This is a genomic window from Rhizobium sp. USDA 3886 (genome assembly GCF_056279785.1).
Window position 1 is genome coordinate 2,381,885 of the sequence record NZ_JBWCDC010000001.1, and the last position, 16,326, is coordinate 2,398,210.

At 59.7% G+C, this 16,326-nt stretch carries 19 protein-coding genes; 6 read left to right on the forward strand and 13 right to left on the reverse strand.

Annotation, left to right across the window (positions count from 1 at the left end):
• The first annotated feature begins 347 nt into the window (after window positions 1-347).
• Complete coding sequence (locus tag ACZ9BX_RS12235) at window positions 348-2,279, forward strand: O-linked N-acetylglucosamine transferase, SPINDLY family protein (protein WP_476218167.1); 1,932 nt, start codon at window positions 348-350, stop codon at window positions 2,277-2,279.
• A gap of 86 nt (window positions 2,280-2,365) precedes the next feature.
• On the opposite strand, the gene fliP is transcribed toward ACZ9BX_RS12235, so the two are convergent.
• The 13 genes from fliP to flgF all read right to left on the reverse strand — a co-directional run bounded on the left by fliP (window position 2,366) and on the right by flgF (window position 11,336).
• Complete coding sequence (gene fliP, locus ACZ9BX_RS12240) at window positions 2,366-3,103, reverse strand: flagellar type III secretion system pore protein FliP (protein WP_132559207.1); 738 nt, start codon at window positions 3,101-3,103, stop codon at window positions 2,366-2,368.
• Entirely contained in the window at window positions 3,100-3,621 is a 522-nt protein-coding gene (locus ACZ9BX_RS12245; RefSeq protein WP_476218170.1) for a flagellar basal body-associated FliL family protein, read from the reverse strand. The genes fliP and ACZ9BX_RS12245 overlap by 4 nt, the downstream gene beginning before the upstream one ends.
• Window positions 3,622-3,633: 12 nt before the next feature.
• Window positions 3,634-4,350, reverse strand: coding sequence for a flagellar basal body L-ring protein FlgH (flgH, locus tag ACZ9BX_RS12250; protein ID WP_132559203.1), 717 nt, complete (start codon window positions 4,348-4,350; stop codon window positions 3,634-3,636).
• On the reverse strand, window positions 4,347-4,868 hold the full coding sequence (locus tag ACZ9BX_RS12255; RefSeq protein ID WP_476218172.1) for a MotE family protein: 522 nt from the start codon (window positions 4,866-4,868) through the stop codon (window positions 4,347-4,349). The genes flgH and ACZ9BX_RS12255 overlap by 4 nt, the downstream gene beginning before the upstream one ends.
• A 17-nt stretch (window positions 4,869-4,885) precedes the next feature.
• Complete coding sequence (locus ACZ9BX_RS12260; RefSeq protein WP_027509877.1) at window positions 4,886-6,007, reverse strand: flagellar basal body P-ring protein FlgI; 1,122 nt, start codon at window positions 6,005-6,007, stop codon at window positions 4,886-4,888.
• Entirely contained in the window at window positions 6,004-6,486 is a 483-nt protein-coding gene (flgA, locus tag ACZ9BX_RS12265; RefSeq protein ID WP_027509876.1) for a flagellar basal body P-ring formation chaperone FlgA, read from the reverse strand. Before flgA ends, ACZ9BX_RS12260 begins: the two co-directional genes overlap by 4 nt.
• 18 nt (window positions 6,487-6,504) lie before the next feature.
• Entirely contained in the window at window positions 6,505-7,293 is a 789-nt protein-coding gene (gene flgG, locus ACZ9BX_RS12270) for a flagellar basal-body rod protein FlgG (protein ID WP_476218175.1), read from the reverse strand.
• Between the two features lie 20 nt (window positions 7,294-7,313).
• A complete protein-coding gene (gene fliE / locus ACZ9BX_RS12275; RefSeq protein WP_086997674.1) occupies window positions 7,314-7,643 on the reverse strand; it encodes a flagellar hook-basal body complex protein FliE in 330 nt (109 codons plus the stop codon).
• Window positions 7,643-8,059: a flagellar basal body rod protein FlgC gene (gene flgC, locus ACZ9BX_RS12280; RefSeq protein ID WP_027509874.1), complete on the reverse strand. Its 417-nt coding sequence runs from the start codon at window positions 8,057-8,059 to the stop codon at window positions 7,643-7,645. The genes fliE and flgC overlap by 1 nt, the downstream gene beginning before the upstream one ends.
• Window positions 8,060-8,063: 4 nt before the next feature.
• Complete coding sequence (flgB, locus tag ACZ9BX_RS12285) at window positions 8,064-8,456, reverse strand: flagellar basal body rod protein FlgB (protein ID WP_476218176.1); 393 nt, start codon at window positions 8,454-8,456, stop codon at window positions 8,064-8,066.
• A gap of 159 nt (window positions 8,457-8,615) precedes the next feature.
• Window positions 8,616-9,176 (reverse strand): flagellar protein, encoded by a 561-nt coding sequence (locus ACZ9BX_RS12290; protein ID WP_476218178.1) that lies wholly within the window; start codon window positions 9,174-9,176, stop codon window positions 8,616-8,618.
• Between the two features lie 2 nt (window positions 9,177-9,178).
• Window positions 9,179-10,585: a flagellar protein export ATPase FliI gene (gene fliI, locus ACZ9BX_RS12295; RefSeq protein ID WP_476218180.1), complete on the reverse strand. Its 1,407-nt coding sequence runs from the start codon at window positions 10,583-10,585 to the stop codon at window positions 9,179-9,181.
• Between the two features lie 16 nt (window positions 10,586-10,601).
• The gene (gene flgF / locus ACZ9BX_RS12300) at window positions 10,602-11,336 is read right to left on the reverse strand and encodes a flagellar basal-body rod protein FlgF (protein WP_027509870.1); all 735 of its coding nucleotides are present in this window, start codon (window positions 11,334-11,336) and stop codon (window positions 10,602-10,604) included.
• A 253-nt stretch (window positions 11,337-11,589) separates the two neighbouring features.
• Here flgF and motA point away from each other — a divergent pair, with 253 nt between their 5' ends.
• The 5 genes from motA to flhB all read left to right on the forward strand — a co-directional run bounded on the left by motA (window position 11,590) and on the right by flhB (window position 16,325).
• Window positions 11,590-12,462 carry a flagellar motor stator protein MotA gene (gene motA / locus ACZ9BX_RS12305; protein WP_476218182.1) on the forward strand — a complete coding sequence of 291 codons (873 nt, stop codon included), beginning with the start codon at window positions 11,590-11,592 and terminating at the stop codon, window positions 12,460-12,462.
• Window positions 12,463-13,410 (forward strand): FliM/FliN family flagellar motor switch protein, encoded by a 948-nt coding sequence (locus tag ACZ9BX_RS12310; protein ID WP_476218184.1) that lies wholly within the window; start codon window positions 12,463-12,465, stop codon window positions 13,408-13,410.
• A 64-nt stretch (window positions 13,411-13,474) separates the two neighbouring features.
• A complete protein-coding gene (fliN, locus tag ACZ9BX_RS12315; protein ID WP_476218186.1) occupies window positions 13,475-14,047 on the forward strand; it encodes a flagellar motor switch protein FliN in 573 nt (190 codons plus the stop codon).
• A 28-nt stretch (window positions 14,048-14,075) separates the two neighbouring features.
• Window positions 14,076-15,116, forward strand: a complete 1,041-nt coding sequence (fliG, locus tag ACZ9BX_RS12320) for a flagellar motor switch protein FliG (RefSeq protein ID WP_476218188.1) — start codon at window positions 14,076-14,078, stop codon at window positions 15,114-15,116.
• A gap of 129 nt (window positions 15,117-15,245) precedes the next feature.
• Window positions 15,246-16,325 (forward strand): flagellar biosynthesis protein FlhB, encoded by a 1,080-nt coding sequence (flhB, locus tag ACZ9BX_RS12325; protein WP_132559179.1) that lies wholly within the window; start codon window positions 15,246-15,248, stop codon window positions 16,323-16,325.
• Window position 16,326: the final 1 nt, after the last annotated feature.

A 16,326-nucleotide genomic window follows, 5' to 3' on the forward strand; every position in this document is an offset into this window, starting at 1 on the left:
GGACATTACCGGACTGCTTACCGGCGATGACGGACCAGCTTCATGCCCCTCGGTGCCCTGTATTCTTGGCCCAAACCCGTCATGTCGGGGAGCAATCTCGCAGGCAATGCTTGCCAACTTCTTAAAAACGAAGCAGTGCCCGAACGCGGGCAGCAGGCGTAGTTAATGCGCGGTAAATATCTGTAATCTCAGGCTAAAAACATTTCATAGAGCGCATTTGCTGGCCACCTGTTTCAAGCAAGCTTCGCCCGGCATTATGCGATTACCAGGGTTGGGATAATTGCGCCTTTGCGGCGCCGTGGCCCCCGCGCGACCCTGAATGGCGACATTCAAACGGACATTTCCGCATGGAGTTGGTTTTGAACAGCAAAGTTTCGTTTTCGGCAGCCTCCAAAGACTACCAGATGGGCCGCTACACCCAATCGCTTGTGACACTGAACCAGCTCATCGACAGGCAACAGGACGCCAAGACCTACGCGCTGCTTGCGAAGAACCTTCTACAGTTGGGCTTCAAGGCGGATGCGGCAAGATCCTATGCGCTCGCTGCTCAATACGACAGCCCGAATGCCTACGAATACCAGAAGCAGGCTGCACGTCTGCATTTCGAGAGCGGGAACGAAGACGACGCATTGCTGATCGGCATGCGCAATCTTTCGAAGGCGCAGGATGACGCTGAACTCGCCTATATCCTGACCTCGATTTACCTGAACCGCCAGCAGCGCGACATCGTGAAGCCGTTCAAGAGAGTGCTGTCGGAAAGCGCCAATCCGGACCACTCCAGGCTCGCCGCCCTGCTTCTGACTGACGATCTGCATGACCAGACCAACCAGATGCTCGCGCGCAATCTTTTCAAGCGGTACCCCGGCAATATCGCTTTCCGCTTTCTCTATCTAGTCTTCTTGCGCGAGTTCAACGATTTCGACGAAACCGAGAAGCATAGCGGCCCGATCATCGAGCGCATCGCCAAAGGCGATCTCGACGTGCTTCGCAAGGACAACCCGTTCTACCATCTTCACTGGAATGGCGACGAGAGGCTGAACCGGCTTGCCACGATCGGTACGACGCCCCTCAATCCGGAACGCGTCGCCATGCGACGCAAGATGCCGCATGCTTGGTCCGACAAGATCCGCGTCGGCTACATGTCCTCGGACTTCTGGGATCACCACGCGACGATGAAGCTCCTGCAGCGCATCCTCGAACTGCACGACACGGGTCGCTTCGAAGTCACCCTGTTCTGCCACACCGAGCCGGAGCATCTCACGAAGAACACGACCGACCGCAGCCGTTGGGGAAAGGTCGTCGATGTGTACGGCCTTTCCAATGAAGCAATCGCTGCCATCGTTCGCGAGCACAACATCGATATCATGGTGGACCTGAAGGGCCACACCGCTGGCAGCCGGGCGTCGTCTTTCAATCTGCCGCTGGCGCCTGTTCACGTCGCCTGGCTCGGTTTTCCGGGCAGCACGCTCAACATCGATCTCGACTACGTCATCGGCGACCGCTTCGTCCTTCCGGATGCCGCAAAGCCGTATTACCACGAGAAGTTCTGCCGGATGCCGGAAAGCTACCAGCCGAATGACCCGACGAACCGTCCGAAACCCAAGCCGGTCACGCGGGCCGATCTCGGCCTGCCGGAAGATGCCTTCATCTTTGCTTCGTTCAACGGCAACCGGAAAATCATCGCCCAGACGATCGACATCTGGTGCAATATCCTGAAGCGCGCCCCGAACAGCGTCCTTTGGATCATGTCAAACGGGGCGCGGAACCATGCAAATCTCTCGAAGAGGTTCCAGGAGGCCGGCATATCGCCGAAGCGCATCATCTTCTGCCCGCGCGTCACCTACGAAGAACATATTACGCGCCAGCGGGCGGCCGATATCGGCATCGACACATTCCCGGTCAACGGCCACACGACCACGTCGGAGCAGCTCTGGGGCGGTCTGCCTGTCCTGACAGTCAAGGGCACGAACTTCGCGTCGCGCGTCAGCGAGAGCCTGCTGCAGGCGATCGGCCTGCCCGAACTGGTGGCCGAGGACCTGAAGACTTATGAAGACATGGCCGTCGAGCTGGCGCAAAATCCTGAAAAGATCGCCGAGTACAAGGCGCGCCTGAAAGCCAACGGCCCGATAATGCCGCTTTTCGACGCCGAACGCTTCTGCGATCACCTGGAAACGGCCTACGAGATGATGGCTGAGCGTGCCAGGAACGGCCTTGATCCCGATCACATCGACGTGCCGGCTTTGCCGCCGCGTGCAGAGCCGTTTTACTCGGCGGAATAACGGCCGCATAAGGAAACCGCCGGGTGCACGCCCGGCGGTTTTTCATCGCGGCCATGCCGGCCGATCGGAATTTTCGTTAGCGAAGATCAGCTGAAGGATCGCACCAGACTGCCGACCAAGAGGTTCCAGCCATCGATCAGCACGAAGAACAGGATCTTGAACGGCAGCGAGATTGAGGTCGGCGGCAGCATCATCATGCCCATCGCCATGGTGATCGTCGCAACGATCAGGTCGATGACGAGAAACGGCAGAACGATCAGGAAGCCGATCTCAAACCCGCGCCGGATCTCCGAAATCATGAAAGCCGGAATGAGAACGCGGTAGTCGATCTGGGCACCGGTCTGGACGGTCTGGCCGCGCTCGCGCGCGAGGTCGACGAAGAGCGCCAGGTCCTTGTCGCGCGTGTTGGCAGCCATGAAGGTGCGGAAGGGCTCGGCGATGCGCTGCACGGCTTCCTGTTCCTGGATCTGGTTGGCAAGCAGCGGCTGCACGCCGTTCTGCCAGGCCTGATCGAAGGTCGGCGACATGACGTAGAAGGTCATGAACAGCGCCAGCGAAAGCAGGATCATGTTGGAAGGTGTCGACGAAAGCCCCATGCCCGTGCGCAGGATTGAAAAGGCGATGACGAAGCGCGGGAAGCTCGTCACCATGATCAGGATGCCGGGAGCGATCGAAAGGACGGTCAGAAGGCCGAAGGTGCGGATGATCCAGGCGGCGACGGAGCCATCGACAGGTATGTTCAAAAGATCCGTCGGCAGCTGCTGGGCAACCGCCAATTCCGGCGCCGCCGTCATGGCAGCGAAGAAAATTATGAATCGAATCATTCGATGACAAAGGTCCTGAACATGACCTTCGATACGCGTCCTTGCGAGCGCAGGTCAACACGTTCCTGTATGTCATCCTTGAGATATTGAAAGCCGCGCGGCCCTTCGATCTGCTGAAGGGAAACGGTGCGGATGTAAGCCAGGATATCCTGGTGAATATCCTCGGCCACCTTCACATCCGGCGGGCCGTTGAAGAGCAGCGCCACTTCGAGGCGGATCCAGTTTTCCGAGGGATAGGCGAGGTTCGACGTGATCGGCTCGAGCTGAACGACGTTGTTCGCCTCGGTGGAGATGTGCGGCAGCCCGCCCTCGCCTTCCGGCTTCTCTTCGCCGCCCGCCGAAACCGTTTCTGCCGCCGCCTCGGCCTGCTCGGCGCTCTTGACGTTCGGCGCAATCATGGTGCCGACGAACCAGCCGCCGCCGGCACCAAGAACGGTGAGCGCGAGCAAGCCTGCCGCCATGATCAGCATGGCGGATTTCGTTTTCGGCTTGCCTTCGGTTTCTTCTGCGTCTGCCATGGTCGTCCGGCCCTAGAGCGGCGAGAAGAGATCGATGGCCTGCTGGCCGCGCGGCGGCTGCTGCACTTCCATCAGACGGCCGCGGCCGCCGTAGGAGATGCGCGCTTCGGCGATCTTCTCGTAAGAGATCTGATTGTCGGAATCGACGTCCTGCGGGCGCACGATACCGGCGACGTTGAGGATGCGGATTTCCTGGTTCACGCGGACTTCCTGCGAGCCGCTGATGACGAGGTTGCCGTTTTCGAGGATGCCTGTGACCACGGCGGCGACGAGGAGCGTCAGCTTTTCCGAGCGTTCGATCTTGCCCTTGCCATCGGTGCTGGTGTCCGAGCCATAGGTTATGTCCGTCTGGGAATTCGGATTCCAGCCCAAGATGTTTGCGTCTACGTCCCAATTGAGGCCGCTCGAATTCTGGCGGCTGCGATTGGTTTCGTTGTCGAACGTCGCCTTGTCGTTGATTTGGATATTGACCGTCAGGATATCGCCGACGTTGAGCGCGCGCGCATCCTTGAAGAGGGCCGCCTGGGAATCGCTCCACAGCGAATAGCCTTGCGCTACTTGGCGCGGCTGCTTCGGATAAAGTGCCATCTGGGGTGTCTGGCCATAGGCAAGGCCGCTGCCGATCGGACTCATGGCGGGTGCCCGGCCGATCTCCCTCACAGCCTGCGGCGACTGGCACCCTGCAAGAAGGGCAACGACGGCAATGGCAGCCGGGAAACGCTTGTTCATGAAGGATCCTTCGACGTATTGGGATCGGACGCACTGGCGATGATATTGGCGATGACTGCCGCTTTCAGCGGGTCCATCTCGTTCAGGATCACGCTCGATTGACGCGAGCCGAGCCGCATGATCACCGCCGCTGCGACCTCGATCTTGACTTCCTGAAGCTGCAGCGCCGCCGCATCCGGCTTCATGTTCTTGTAGATATCGGTGAGACCCGCCTCGGCCTGCTTGATGAAGTCGTTGCGGCGCTTCAGCCAGTCCTGATATTCGGCCTTGCGCTTGTCCATCTCCGCCATGCGGGAGTCGATATCGGCGCGCAGCTTCTCGAGTTCCTGCTTCTGCAGCAAATAGCGCTGGTCGCGCGCCGGATCGGCGATGTTGGTGCAGAATTGCCTGATTTCCTCTTCCGACGTCAGGTCTCCGGCTGGCCTTGCCGCTTCCTGGGCGAAAGCGCTGGGGATGGAGAGAAGAACGACTGCGGCAAACGGTAGCGAGAACCGCCGCAGCAGATCAGAGATATTCATGTTGAACTTCGAGCCGATCATTGCAGTACGAGCTCCGCCTGCAGGGCGCCAGCGGACTTAATGCCCTGCAAGATCGCGATGATACCATCCGGTTTGACGCCAATGTTGTTGAGACCTGCAACCAGAGTCCTGAGGTCGGGACCGTCGAGGATCGCGACGCGCCCGCCGTTCTGCTGTGCGGCGATATCGGTCTGCGGCTGAACGGCAGTGACGCCGCGCGAGAAGGGTTCCGGCTGGATGATCTGCGGCAGCTCGGTGACCTGCACAGTTAGCGTTCCGTAGCTCACCGCAACCGGCGAGATGCGGACATCCGCTCCGATGACGATCGTGCCCGTGCGTTCGTTGACCACGACCTTCGCCGGCGTATCGGTCTCGACGACGAGGTTTTCGATATCGGCCATCAATCGCGTCAGGTCCGCCACGCGCGGCTTCTGGACGACGACTTCCTGCGCGTCCCTCGCCTCGGCGAGCGGACCGCCGAAGCGGGCAGCGGCATAGCCGTTCACCACATCGGCAATGCGCACGGCCGTCGAGAAGTCCGGATTGCGAAGCTGCAGCACCAGATTGACAGAATCCTTGAAGTGCGAGGGAAGCTCGCGCTCGATAATTGCACCGCCCGGAACGCGGCCGGCGGTCGTGACGCCCTCAGTCAGGGTTGCCGCCTGGCCCTGCGCCTGAAAGCCGGACACGACGACGGAGCCTTGCGCGACCGCGTAAATCTGGCCGTCGGCGCCCGATAGCGATGTCATGATGAGCGTGCCGCCGCGCAGCGAAGTCGCATCGCCCAGCGAACTGACGCTGACGTCGATGCGGCTGCCGGGGCTGGCGAAAGGCGGAAGGTTTGCCGTGACCATGACAGCTGCCGTATTCTTCGCGTTGGACTCGCCGCCTTGCGTCGAAATGCCGAGGTTCTGCAGCATGGCGCGCATCGACTGTTCCGTGAACGGCGAGGCGCGGAAGCCGTCGCCCGTTCCCTGGAGACCGACGATGAGACCGTAGCCGATGAGCTGGTTGTCGCGTCCGGCCTGCAGTGAGGCGATGTCCTTGATGCGCGAAGTCAGCGCAAACGCCGGCGTCACATGCGCCATGCACATGGAAAGGGCCGCGAGCGCGGTGAGAATGCGAGAGACAATCTTCATTTTGCCGCCACGTGTATGGTGCCGTTGGCAAGCACTGTGCCGCTGACGATGACGCCCGAATCCATGTTACGAGCGCGGATGACCTGACCTGTCGAGCCATCCTCTAGCGGAGAGCCCGCTGCGGAGATGGTCATGTTGCCGATGTTGAAGACGAGGCGGATCTGCGAACCGCGCGTCACCGTGTAGGGCTCACGCAACGCCGAGATGGAGATGGTCCGGCCGGGCAGCAGCGTGCGCTTCGAGATCATGCCGCGAACTTCCTCGATGGATTTCGCGTAGCCGCCCGCAAGGTTCGGGTTGGTCACTTCGACTTCCTGAAGCTGGCCGCCGCTGATCGTTTCCCCGGGATAGATGATAGCCGTCGGCACGACCGCATAGCCCGTGCCGGCACTTGCCGCGCCGGGGATGAAAATGCCTGCAGCAGCAACCGCGGCCAATGCCGTCAAAGCGACGATATTTCTCGCCCGGCGAAACATCATGTTCGGCCCTTTCCTCTTTTACTTCAGGTTCTTGCTGACGATGGAGGCCATTTCGTCGGCAGTGGTGATGACCTTGGAATTCATCTCATAGGCCCGCTGGGCCGATATCAGTTCGGTAATTTCCTTCACCGGATCGACGTTCGAGGATTCCAAGTAGCCCTGCTTCATGTATGCAAAGCCCTCTTCGTCCGGTGTGCCGACGACCGGGTCGCCGGAGGCGGGCGTCTGCTGGAAGAGGTTGTCGCCGAGCGGCTGAAGGCCGGCCTCGTTCACGAAACTCGCAAGCGTCAGCTGGCCGAGCGTTGTCGGATCCGTCTGGCCCGGGAGCTTGGCGGTGACTTCACCGGAGCGGCTGATCGTCAGTTCGGTCGAGCCGGTCGGAATGGTGATGCCGGGCACGACTTCGTAACCATCGACGGTGACGAGCTGGCCCTGATCGTTCTTGTTGAAGGCGCCGGCACGCGTGTAGAGCGTCGTGCCGTCTGGAGCCTCGATCTGGAAGAAACCCTCGCCGATCAGCGCGACGTCGAGGTCGTTGCCGGTCTGGCTGAGTTCACCCTGGATGTGCAGGTTGCGGATCGCCGATGTTTGCACGCCGAGACCGATATTGGCGCCTTCCGGAACGATCGCCTGATTGGCGCGATTTGCCACGCCCTTGGCGCGTTCGGTCTGGTAGAGAAGGTCGGTGAACTCGGCGCGTGCGCGCTTGAAGCCCGTCGTATTGATGTTCGCGATGTTGTTCGCGATCACTTCGAGGTTGGTCTGCTGGGCATCCATGCCGGTTGCCGCAATGGCGAGCGCTCTCATCGGTTCGTCCTTAAATCCAGTTACATCTGCATCTTGGTGACTTCGAGAAAGGCCGACACGACCTTGTCACGGATTGCTATTGCGGTTTGAAGCGTCTGTTCGGCCTGCAGCATGGAATCGACCACTTCGCGGGTCGTCGCCGTGCCCTTGATGCCGGCGAAGGACATGCTTTCGGCGCCCTTCATGGTGTCAACGGCCTGGGTTGCCATGTTGCCGAGAATGGCGGCGAAGCTCTGGTCGTTCTTGGCGCTCTCGGCTGCCGAAGAAGCCGTGGAGGAATTCTCGGTCGCAACGCTGCCGATGCCGCGCGTGAGAGAGAGAGAACTGACGTTCTGTACGTTATTGATCATTATTGGCTCTTCAGAAGATCGATCGTGGAGGAGATCAGGTCGCGGGTCTGCTTGATGGTCTGCAGGTTGGCGTCATAGGAACGGTTGGCTTCGCGCATGTCCGCCATCTCGACCAGCATGTTGACGTTCGGGAGCTTGACGACGCCGCGCTCGTCGGCGGCGGGGTTGCTCGGATCGTATTCGGTGGTGAAATCGGCCTCGTCGACGCCGAGCTTCTTGACGCCCACCGTCGTCACGCCGCCTGCGCGATCAACTTCTTCGCCGAACGTGATCGTCTTGCGGCGATAGGGATCGGCGCCGGGCGTATCACCGGTCGAGCGGGCGTTTGCGATGTTTTCCGAGACGATGCGCAAACGCGTCGACTGCGCTTCGAGTCCGGAACCTGCGATCTTCATGGCTGCTGTCAAAGGATCCACGGCATTACTTCCTTACGGTCATCAACATCATTCGATGAAAGGAGCCGACCAGCGAGGTATTCAGCTCATACTGACGCTTGATTTCGCCACTCTTGGACAGTTCCTCGGCCAGACCGACGGTGTTGCCGGATTCCTGAACGCCGATCTCCTGGTCGAGGGCCGCTTCCTTGACGTCGATGTCGCCGCTGGTGCTGAAATCGTTGCCGCTGAAATGCGCCGGGTTGGTGCGGGCCATCGTGATATCGGCCTTGTCGAGAACGGCCTCGAAGGGCGTCACGTCCTTGGCACGAAATTTCGGCGTGTTAGCATTCGCAATGTTGCCGGCCACAACCTCCTGACGGATCGTCAGCCATTCCGCCTGCCGCGAGGCCAAGTCGAAAAGTTGAATCGGTTGCATGGGAACTCTCCGTTTTTACTGAGAGGACCCTACGGCGGTAATCTTGCGTCAGACTTACGGAGAATTCAGGCTTCGCTGCGGCCAGTTTTATTGGCCGTACCAAAAAGGAAAGAGGCCCGTCGCCTTCGCGCGGAGCCTCCAGCAGGATCGCTGCAGCGATCAATTGTTCTGGTAGACTTGGCCCCTGGAAGTCACGATCACCCATTTGCCGTCGCGCTCTTCTAGCGTGGCGAGGCGGCTTTCGTCCGGGAGGATCGATCCGACGCGCACGACATACATGCCCGAAGAATCCTCGATCAAGGCGCGGCCGTTCGCAACGTGCAGGAGCTTGAAGCCGGAAACGGCAGGGAACGGCTGGTCTTCGGGCACCATGGCACCCCTGTCGCTCTCCTTGCCGACATTCGAAACCGTCGCGGTCGTCAGCGGGTCAAAGGGAAGCTCTGGCTTGTTCTCGACCTCGTTCTTGTTGACCATGGCAAGCGGCGAGACACTGAAAACATTGCGCGCCGGCCAGTCCGGCAGGTCACGGCTCCGATCGCTCTGCGCGACGTCAATGCCGAACTTGTCCTCGTTGAAGAAGACGTACCAAGGAAAAAACGCAGCAGCACCTGCAAGCGTGAGCCCTACCACAGTCAACACGCGGTCGAGCATCAGCGCTTGCCGCTTTTCCCGTGGCTTCAAGGGAGCGATGCGCTCATCATCGTCTTCGAATTTCGTCAAAGCTAACCTCTGGGTCTCGTCGGGATCGTTGCCGGCTGGTTCGGAATTCCGGCAGCGGTCTTGAGAGCAGCCGCCAGGTCAGCAAAGGCATCGACCGACGCGCGATCTCCCGGAGACTGTTTCAAAACATCGTAAATAATTGGTACCTGCTTGACCGCCATGTCCAAATCCGGATCAGCGCCCGGCCGGTAGCCGCCGATGAGACGCAGGTCGCGCGTTTCCTCGAAGCGATGGATCAGCGCCTTCAGGCGCGAGACGAGCTTTTCCTGATCCGGCGTCCAGGCCTTGCGGGCAAGGCGCGAAATGGACGCCAAGGGGTCGATCGGCGGGTAACGGCCTTCTTCCGCAAGGCTTCGCTGCAGGACGATATGGCCATCGAGAATGCCGCGCGTCGAGTCGGCGATCGGGTCGTTGTGATTGTCGCCATCGACGAGGATCGAGATGATCGCGGTGATCGTTCCCGTGCCTTCCGGGCCGGGACCGGCGCGCTCTAGCAGCCGCGGCAGCTCGGTGAAAACGGATGCAGGGTAACCGCGGGCGACCGGCGGCTCGCCGGATGCGGTCGCTACCTCGCGGATCGCATGGGCAAAGCGCGTGACGCTATCAACGATCAGCAGTACGTTGTCGCCCTGGTCGCGGAAATGTTCGGCGATCGTGACCGCAGTCAACGGCGCCATCTTGCGCAGCATCGGGCTTTCGTCGCTGGTCGCGACCACGGCGATCGATTTCTTCATGTTCTCGCCGAGCGTATCCTCGATGAATTCGCGCACCTCGCGGCCGCGTTCGCCGACGAGCGCAATCACTACCTTGTCGAAGGTATCGGCCATTGCAAGCATCGAGAGAAGCGTCGATTTGCCGACGCCCGAGCCTGCGAAGATGCCGAGGCGCTGGCCGTGGCAAAGCGGAGAAAAAATGTCGATGGCGCGGACGCCTGTCCGGAAGCCCTTCTCGACACGTTTGCGGGTCATCGAAGGCGGCGCGGTATTGGAGATTGAACGGCGATCGAGGCCATCGACGATCGGGCCAAGGCCATCGATCGGTTCGCAGAGCGAATTGATCGTGCGGCCGCACCAGCTTTCGGCCGGCGATATGCGAAAGGCGCCTTTGCGGATGACCGTATCGTGGATGCCGATCGGTTCGCCCGGCTCGATCGGGCAGACATAGGCCAGTTCCGGTTCCACGCGGACGACCTCACCGAGGTGGATGCCAGTCGCCGACTTGTGGGCGACAAACTCGCCGAGACGGACCTGCCGGGAAAGGCCGCTCACCGTATAGTGGCCAGCGGCAATGGTCTGCACATGGCCACCATGCGCGACCGCAAATTCCGGCTTAGCATAGCGGCTGACGAGGCCGGCCAGGTGCCCCAGCTTCGGCGAAAGCTCGTCTTCGGTCAGCGTTGTCTTACTCATCCGTCAAACCTTCCGCTTAGCGGCTGCCGCCTAGCGTCTTGATCGCCTCGTTGAAGGAGTTTTCACTGTCGGTCGTCAGCGAGGCGATGCTTTCGAACGCGCGGTTGACTTCTATCAGCTGGGTGATTTCGCGCATGGCGTTGACGTTGGAGTTTTCGAGATAACCCTGCTCGACGCCGATATTGAACCGGTCGGTCACGGCCCGCGGTGTTTCCGTGGTCATGACGCCGCTGTTCTCATAGCGGAGGTAGCCCTTGTCGATATCGGCTTCAAAGAGACCGAGCGACGCGACCTGCCGGCCGCCTTGATAGATCATGCCGTCATTGCCGACCCTGGGTTCGCCGCCCGCCGTGTTCAGCTGGATCGGGGCACCGCCGGCGTCAAGGACCGGGTATCCGCGGATCGACACAAGTTCGCCTGTGTCCTTCATGGTGAAGCGGCCATCCTTGGTCAGAACCTGGCCCGCCGGCGTATCCAGAGCGAACCAGGCATCGCCCTTGATCGCAAAATCCAGCATGTTGCCGGTGTGCTGCAGTTCGCCGCTGTCTCCGGAGAGATAGTCGTTGCCCTGCGAGACGAAGGCAACCTTCGCGTTTAGCTTGTTGTCCGTGTCGCTAAGCAACTGATTGAACTTGACTTCCGTCCCGCGAAATCCGGTCGTGTTCACGTTCGCCATGTTGTCCGCGATCGTCGTCAGGCGCTTTTCGAGTGCCATCTGGGATGACAAGGAAACATAAAGACCGGATTGCATCTGAATAAGCTCCTGGCATTGGCGATGAACGGAACGAAAACCGGGGTTCCTGTCGCTTGTTCGACCACGGTTTTCGCTGAGGCGGCATCTCAGAAACGGGCGAATCGGCCCACTCGTCACCCTCAATCTGACGGCAAATCCTTGCGCGAAACTGGCATGCAAAATGCAAGCCGCAAGCGCCTAACCATCAGCCTCACGCAAGCCAGCAACCCTATCCCTTGGGTTGAAAACAACGTTCAGGTTTGGACTGACGATGAATATCATTATCGGATTAGTGATCACGGTCGGCTGTATTATCGGCAGCTTCATGGCGATGGGGGGAGAGATCGAGGCTCTGTTTCAGCCTTTCGAGTTCGTCATCATCGCCGGCGCCGGTCTTGGCGGCTTTATCATGGCGAATCCCATGAAGGTCGTGAAGGATTCAGGCAAGGCGCTCGCCGAGGCGTTCAAGCACTCCGTTCCGAAGGAGCGCAACTATCTGGATACGCTCGGCGTTCTCTATTCGCTGATGCGCGACCTGCGCACCAAATCGCGCAATGAGATCGAAGCACATATCGACAATCCGGCGGAATCTTCGATCTTCCTGTCAGCTCCGACGATCCTGAAGAACAAGGAACTGACGGCATTCATCTGCGACTACGTCCGTCTGATCATCATCGGCAATGCCCGCTCGCATGAGATTGAGGCACTGATGGACGAAGAGATCAACACGATCCTGCACGACAAGATGAAGCCCTACCACGCCATCTCGATTATGGGCGACTCCTTCCCGGCGATCGGCATCGTCGCGGCCGTCCTCGGCGTCATCAAGGCCATGGCGCATATCAACGATTCGCCGGAAGTCCTCGGCCACCTCATCGGTTCGGCCCTCGTCGGCACGTTCCTCGGCATCATTCTGTCTTATTCGGTCTGCGCGCCGCTGGTTTCGCAGATCAAGGTCGTGCGCACAAAGCAGCATCGCCTCTACGTGATCGTGAAGCAGACCCTGCTTGCCTACATGAACGGCTCCGTTCCGCAGGTGGCTCTCGAATACGGCCGCAAGACGATCTCGGCATACGAGCGTCCATCGATCGACGCGGTCGAACAGGAAATGATGAACCCGGGTGGCGAGAACAAGGCGGCCTAAGTGACCATGAGCAACCTTTCCCCTCAAAGGCCGGCGATGGACCCGGTCCTTCTTGCGAAGCTGACCGGGCGCCTCGGCGACCGAGCGACCATAGAAAAGCTCTGCGTTTCACTGTCGGAGGTCTATGGCGAATTCCTGCCGGATATTTTCAAGAGCGAAACCGGGCTGGACATTGCCGTCGCCTATCTTGGCTGCAGTTCCGGCTACAAGAACGACCTGATCGCCGACCTCGGCACCAATGTGACCCTTGTCGACGCGACGCTGCGCAACTGGTCGCAGAATATCACCTTTGCCTGCGGCAACAGCTTCGTTATCACACTGATGGAAAACCTGCTTGGCGCTGCGTCCGATACGATCGAACAGCCGGCCGACAGGTTGCTCTCGGTAATCGAACTTGAACTTGCGGTCATGGTTTTCGAGAAGATCGCCAATGTCTTCCGCTCCGCAGTCAATCCACCGGGCGGTTTCGAGCCCAGCCTTGAGCCCCCGCACGCGCTGGATTCGCGTGCCCGGCCCTCCAAAGACACGCCGGACGAATTCGCCTCGGCGATCAACATGACGATCACGCTTTCGGACATCACATCCGAATTCTCGGTGATCGTGCCCCAGGCGCCGCTGCTGAAGACGCAGATTTCGGCGCCGAAGGCGAAGACCCAGTCCGCCAAGTCTGAGGCATGGACCGAACAGCTCAGCGAACAGGTCCACCGGTCGCATGTGACGCTCGACGCGAAAATCCGCCTTCAGGACCTGACGCTGCGCACGATCTCGAAGCTCGCACCGGGCGACGTTATCCCCTTCCGCGACACCGGCGACGTCCGCGTTGAGGTCAGTGCCAACAGCAAGGAATTGTATGTGTGCGAGTTCGGGCGTTCCGGCGAAAATTACACCGTCCGGGTCAAAGATACGATCAGCTCCGATGACGAGCTCATCCGTCATTTAATGAATTAATCGGTTCCCGTCCCTTTCGCTGCAACGGCAGTTTGAGGCAAGTTTCAACTGGAATAGTGATTTCATGGCTACGAAGAAAACACAGCAGAACGACGATCTGTCACTGGAGCTTCCAGGCAACGAAGCTGACCTCGATCAGGCGATCGATGATCTCCGCGGGGTTCTGAAGCAGGATACGGACGGCGGAGTTCCAGAGTTGGGCGAAGAAGCCGATGTTTTCGGCGCCGGAACCGGTACCGATCTGTCGGCTTTCGGCGATTTCGGCAGTGACAGCACAGCCGAGACACCCTTCGGCAACGGCGACTTTGGCGGCTCTTCGGATTTCGGCGATACCGGTTTCTCCGCGGCGAGCGTCGAACCGGCGCCGCTTGGCAGCGCGCTTTCTTCGAACTTCGAACTGATCATGGACATTCCGATCGACGTCCAGATCATGCTCGGCAGCAGCCGCATGCAGGTTTCCGGCCTGATGAATCTCAACGAAGGTGCCACCATTGCCCTCGACAAGAAGATCGGCGAGCCGGTTGAGATCATGGTGAACGGCCGCAAGATCGCACGTGGCGAAATCACCGTCCTGGAGAATGACGACACCCGCTTTGGGGTTAAACTGATAGAAGTTTTGAGCACCAAAAAAGCCTGACCCCGGTTAGGGGCGGAGAGGTTAGACCATGATGGACTTTGACGATTTCGGCGGCGCACTTGCCGGGAAACCGTTGACCCAGGCTGAAAAAGCAGCGGCTGTACTCCTCGCTATGGGGAAGGGAGTCGCAGGCCGGCTGTTGAAATATTTCACCCAGGCCGAGTTGCAGACGATCATATCTTCCGCTCAGGCTCTGCGAGCCATTCCGCCGGACGAGCTGCTTGGCCTGGTGGCCGAATTCGAAGATCTCTTCACCGAAGGCGCCGGCCTGATGGACAATGCCAAGGCCATCGAGAGCATTCTCGAAGAGGGCCTGACGCCGGACGAGGTAGACAGCCTTCTCGGCCGCCGCACAGCATTCCAAGCATACGAAACCTCCATCTGGGACCGTCTCGGCGAGGGGGATCCGGCCTTCATCGGCAAGTTCCTGCTGCGCGAACATCCGCAGACCGTTGCCTATATTCTTTCGATGATGCCGTCTTCCTTCGGCGCCAAGGTGCTGATGCAGCTTCCGGACAGCCGCCGCGCGGACATCATGAACCGCACCGTCAACCTGAAATCCGTCAGCCCCAAAGCCGCTCAAATCATCGAAAAACAGGTGATGACGCTGCTGGCCGAAGCCGAAGCCGAGAAGAACTCGATCGGATCGAACAAGGTTGCCGAACTCATGAACGAGATGGACAAGCCGCAGGTCGACACGTTGCTCACCTCGCTGGAGTCGATCAGCCGCGAATCCGTCAACAAGGTTCGCCCGAAGATCTTCCTCTTCGACGACATTCTCTACATGCCGCAACGCAGCCGCGTCATGCTGCTCAACGATATCTCCGCCGACGTTCTCACCATGGCTTTGCGCGGCGCGTCGGCCGAAATCCGCGAGGCAGTTCTCTCCTCGATCAGCCCGCGCCAACGCCGCATGATCGAATCGGACCTGCAGAGCGGCACTGCCGGCATCAATCCGCGCGAGATCGCCATTGCCCGGCGTGCCGTCGCCCAGGAAGCGATTCGCCTGGCAAACTCCGGCCAGATCCAGCTCAAGGAGGCGGAGAGCGGAGCGCCGGCAGCCGCCTAAGCTTCTGCTTCTGTTGACAACCCGGCGAGAAACCGTTCCCGGCGTTGATCACGATGTACCGCAAGACTACGCTTTTCGGAACGGGCCGCGCCTTGCTGCGGCCCTTTCCATTGATGGAGGGCCGCGAACTTGGCTGATGAAGACAAGGACAGCAAAACAGAAGCCCCGACGGCGAAAAAGCAGGCCGACGCGGCCGAGAAAGGTAATACGCCCTTCTCACGCGAAGTGCCGATCTTCGCCACCGTTCTTGCGACCTTTATCTATCTGACCTTCTATCTGCCCGATGGCATCAGCCGCGTCAGCGAATCGCTTCGTGACATCTTCGAACAGCCGGACCAGTGGAAGATCGAGACCGGACCGGACGCGATGTCACTCTTCGTGCATCTCGGCTGGGTGAGCGCCGTGCTTCTCACCCCGGCCATGCTGCTGTTCATGATCTTCGGCGTCGTAGCCTCCATAAGCCAAAATCTTCCTACTCCAGTTCTCGAACGCATCCGTCCGCAGCTGTCGCGCCTTTCGCCGGCCAAGGGCTTTTCGCGCATCTTCAGCGTGCCCGGCTTGATCGAATTCGGTAAATCGCTCTTCAAGATCCTGATCGTCGGAGTGATCATGTTCTTCGTGCTGAAGAGCGAATATTTCAACGCGATCGATGCGATGTTCTCCGACCCACAAACCTTCTTCGAGCGGACGATGACGATCATGCGCAAGATCGTGCTGGTCGTACTTTTCGCAACGGCCGTCGTTGCGATCGCGGACTTCTTCTGGTCGCGACATCACTGGTTCACCGAACTCAAGATGACGCGGCATGAAGTGAAGGAAGAAAACAAGCAGGCGCAGGGCGACCCGTTCGTGAAGGGCCGCCAGCGCTCGCTGATGCGGGACCGTGCCCGCCGCCGCATGATTGCCAATGTCGAACGCGCCACGCTCGTCATCGCCAACCCGACACACTATGCCGTGGCGCTGCGTTATGTGCGCGAGGAAAACGATGCGCCGGTGGTTCTCGCCAAGGGCCAGGACCTTATTGCGTTGAAAATCAGAGAGATAGCCGAAAAGAACGGGATTCCTGTTTTCGAGGATCCGCCCCTTGCCCGCTCCATGTTTGCGCAAGTCTCGATCGATAGTGTCATCCCGTCAGTATTCTACAAGGCCGTGGCAGAGCTCATTCACCGGGTTTATGCTGCCGACGCCAGGAACAAACGGGTAAGATAAG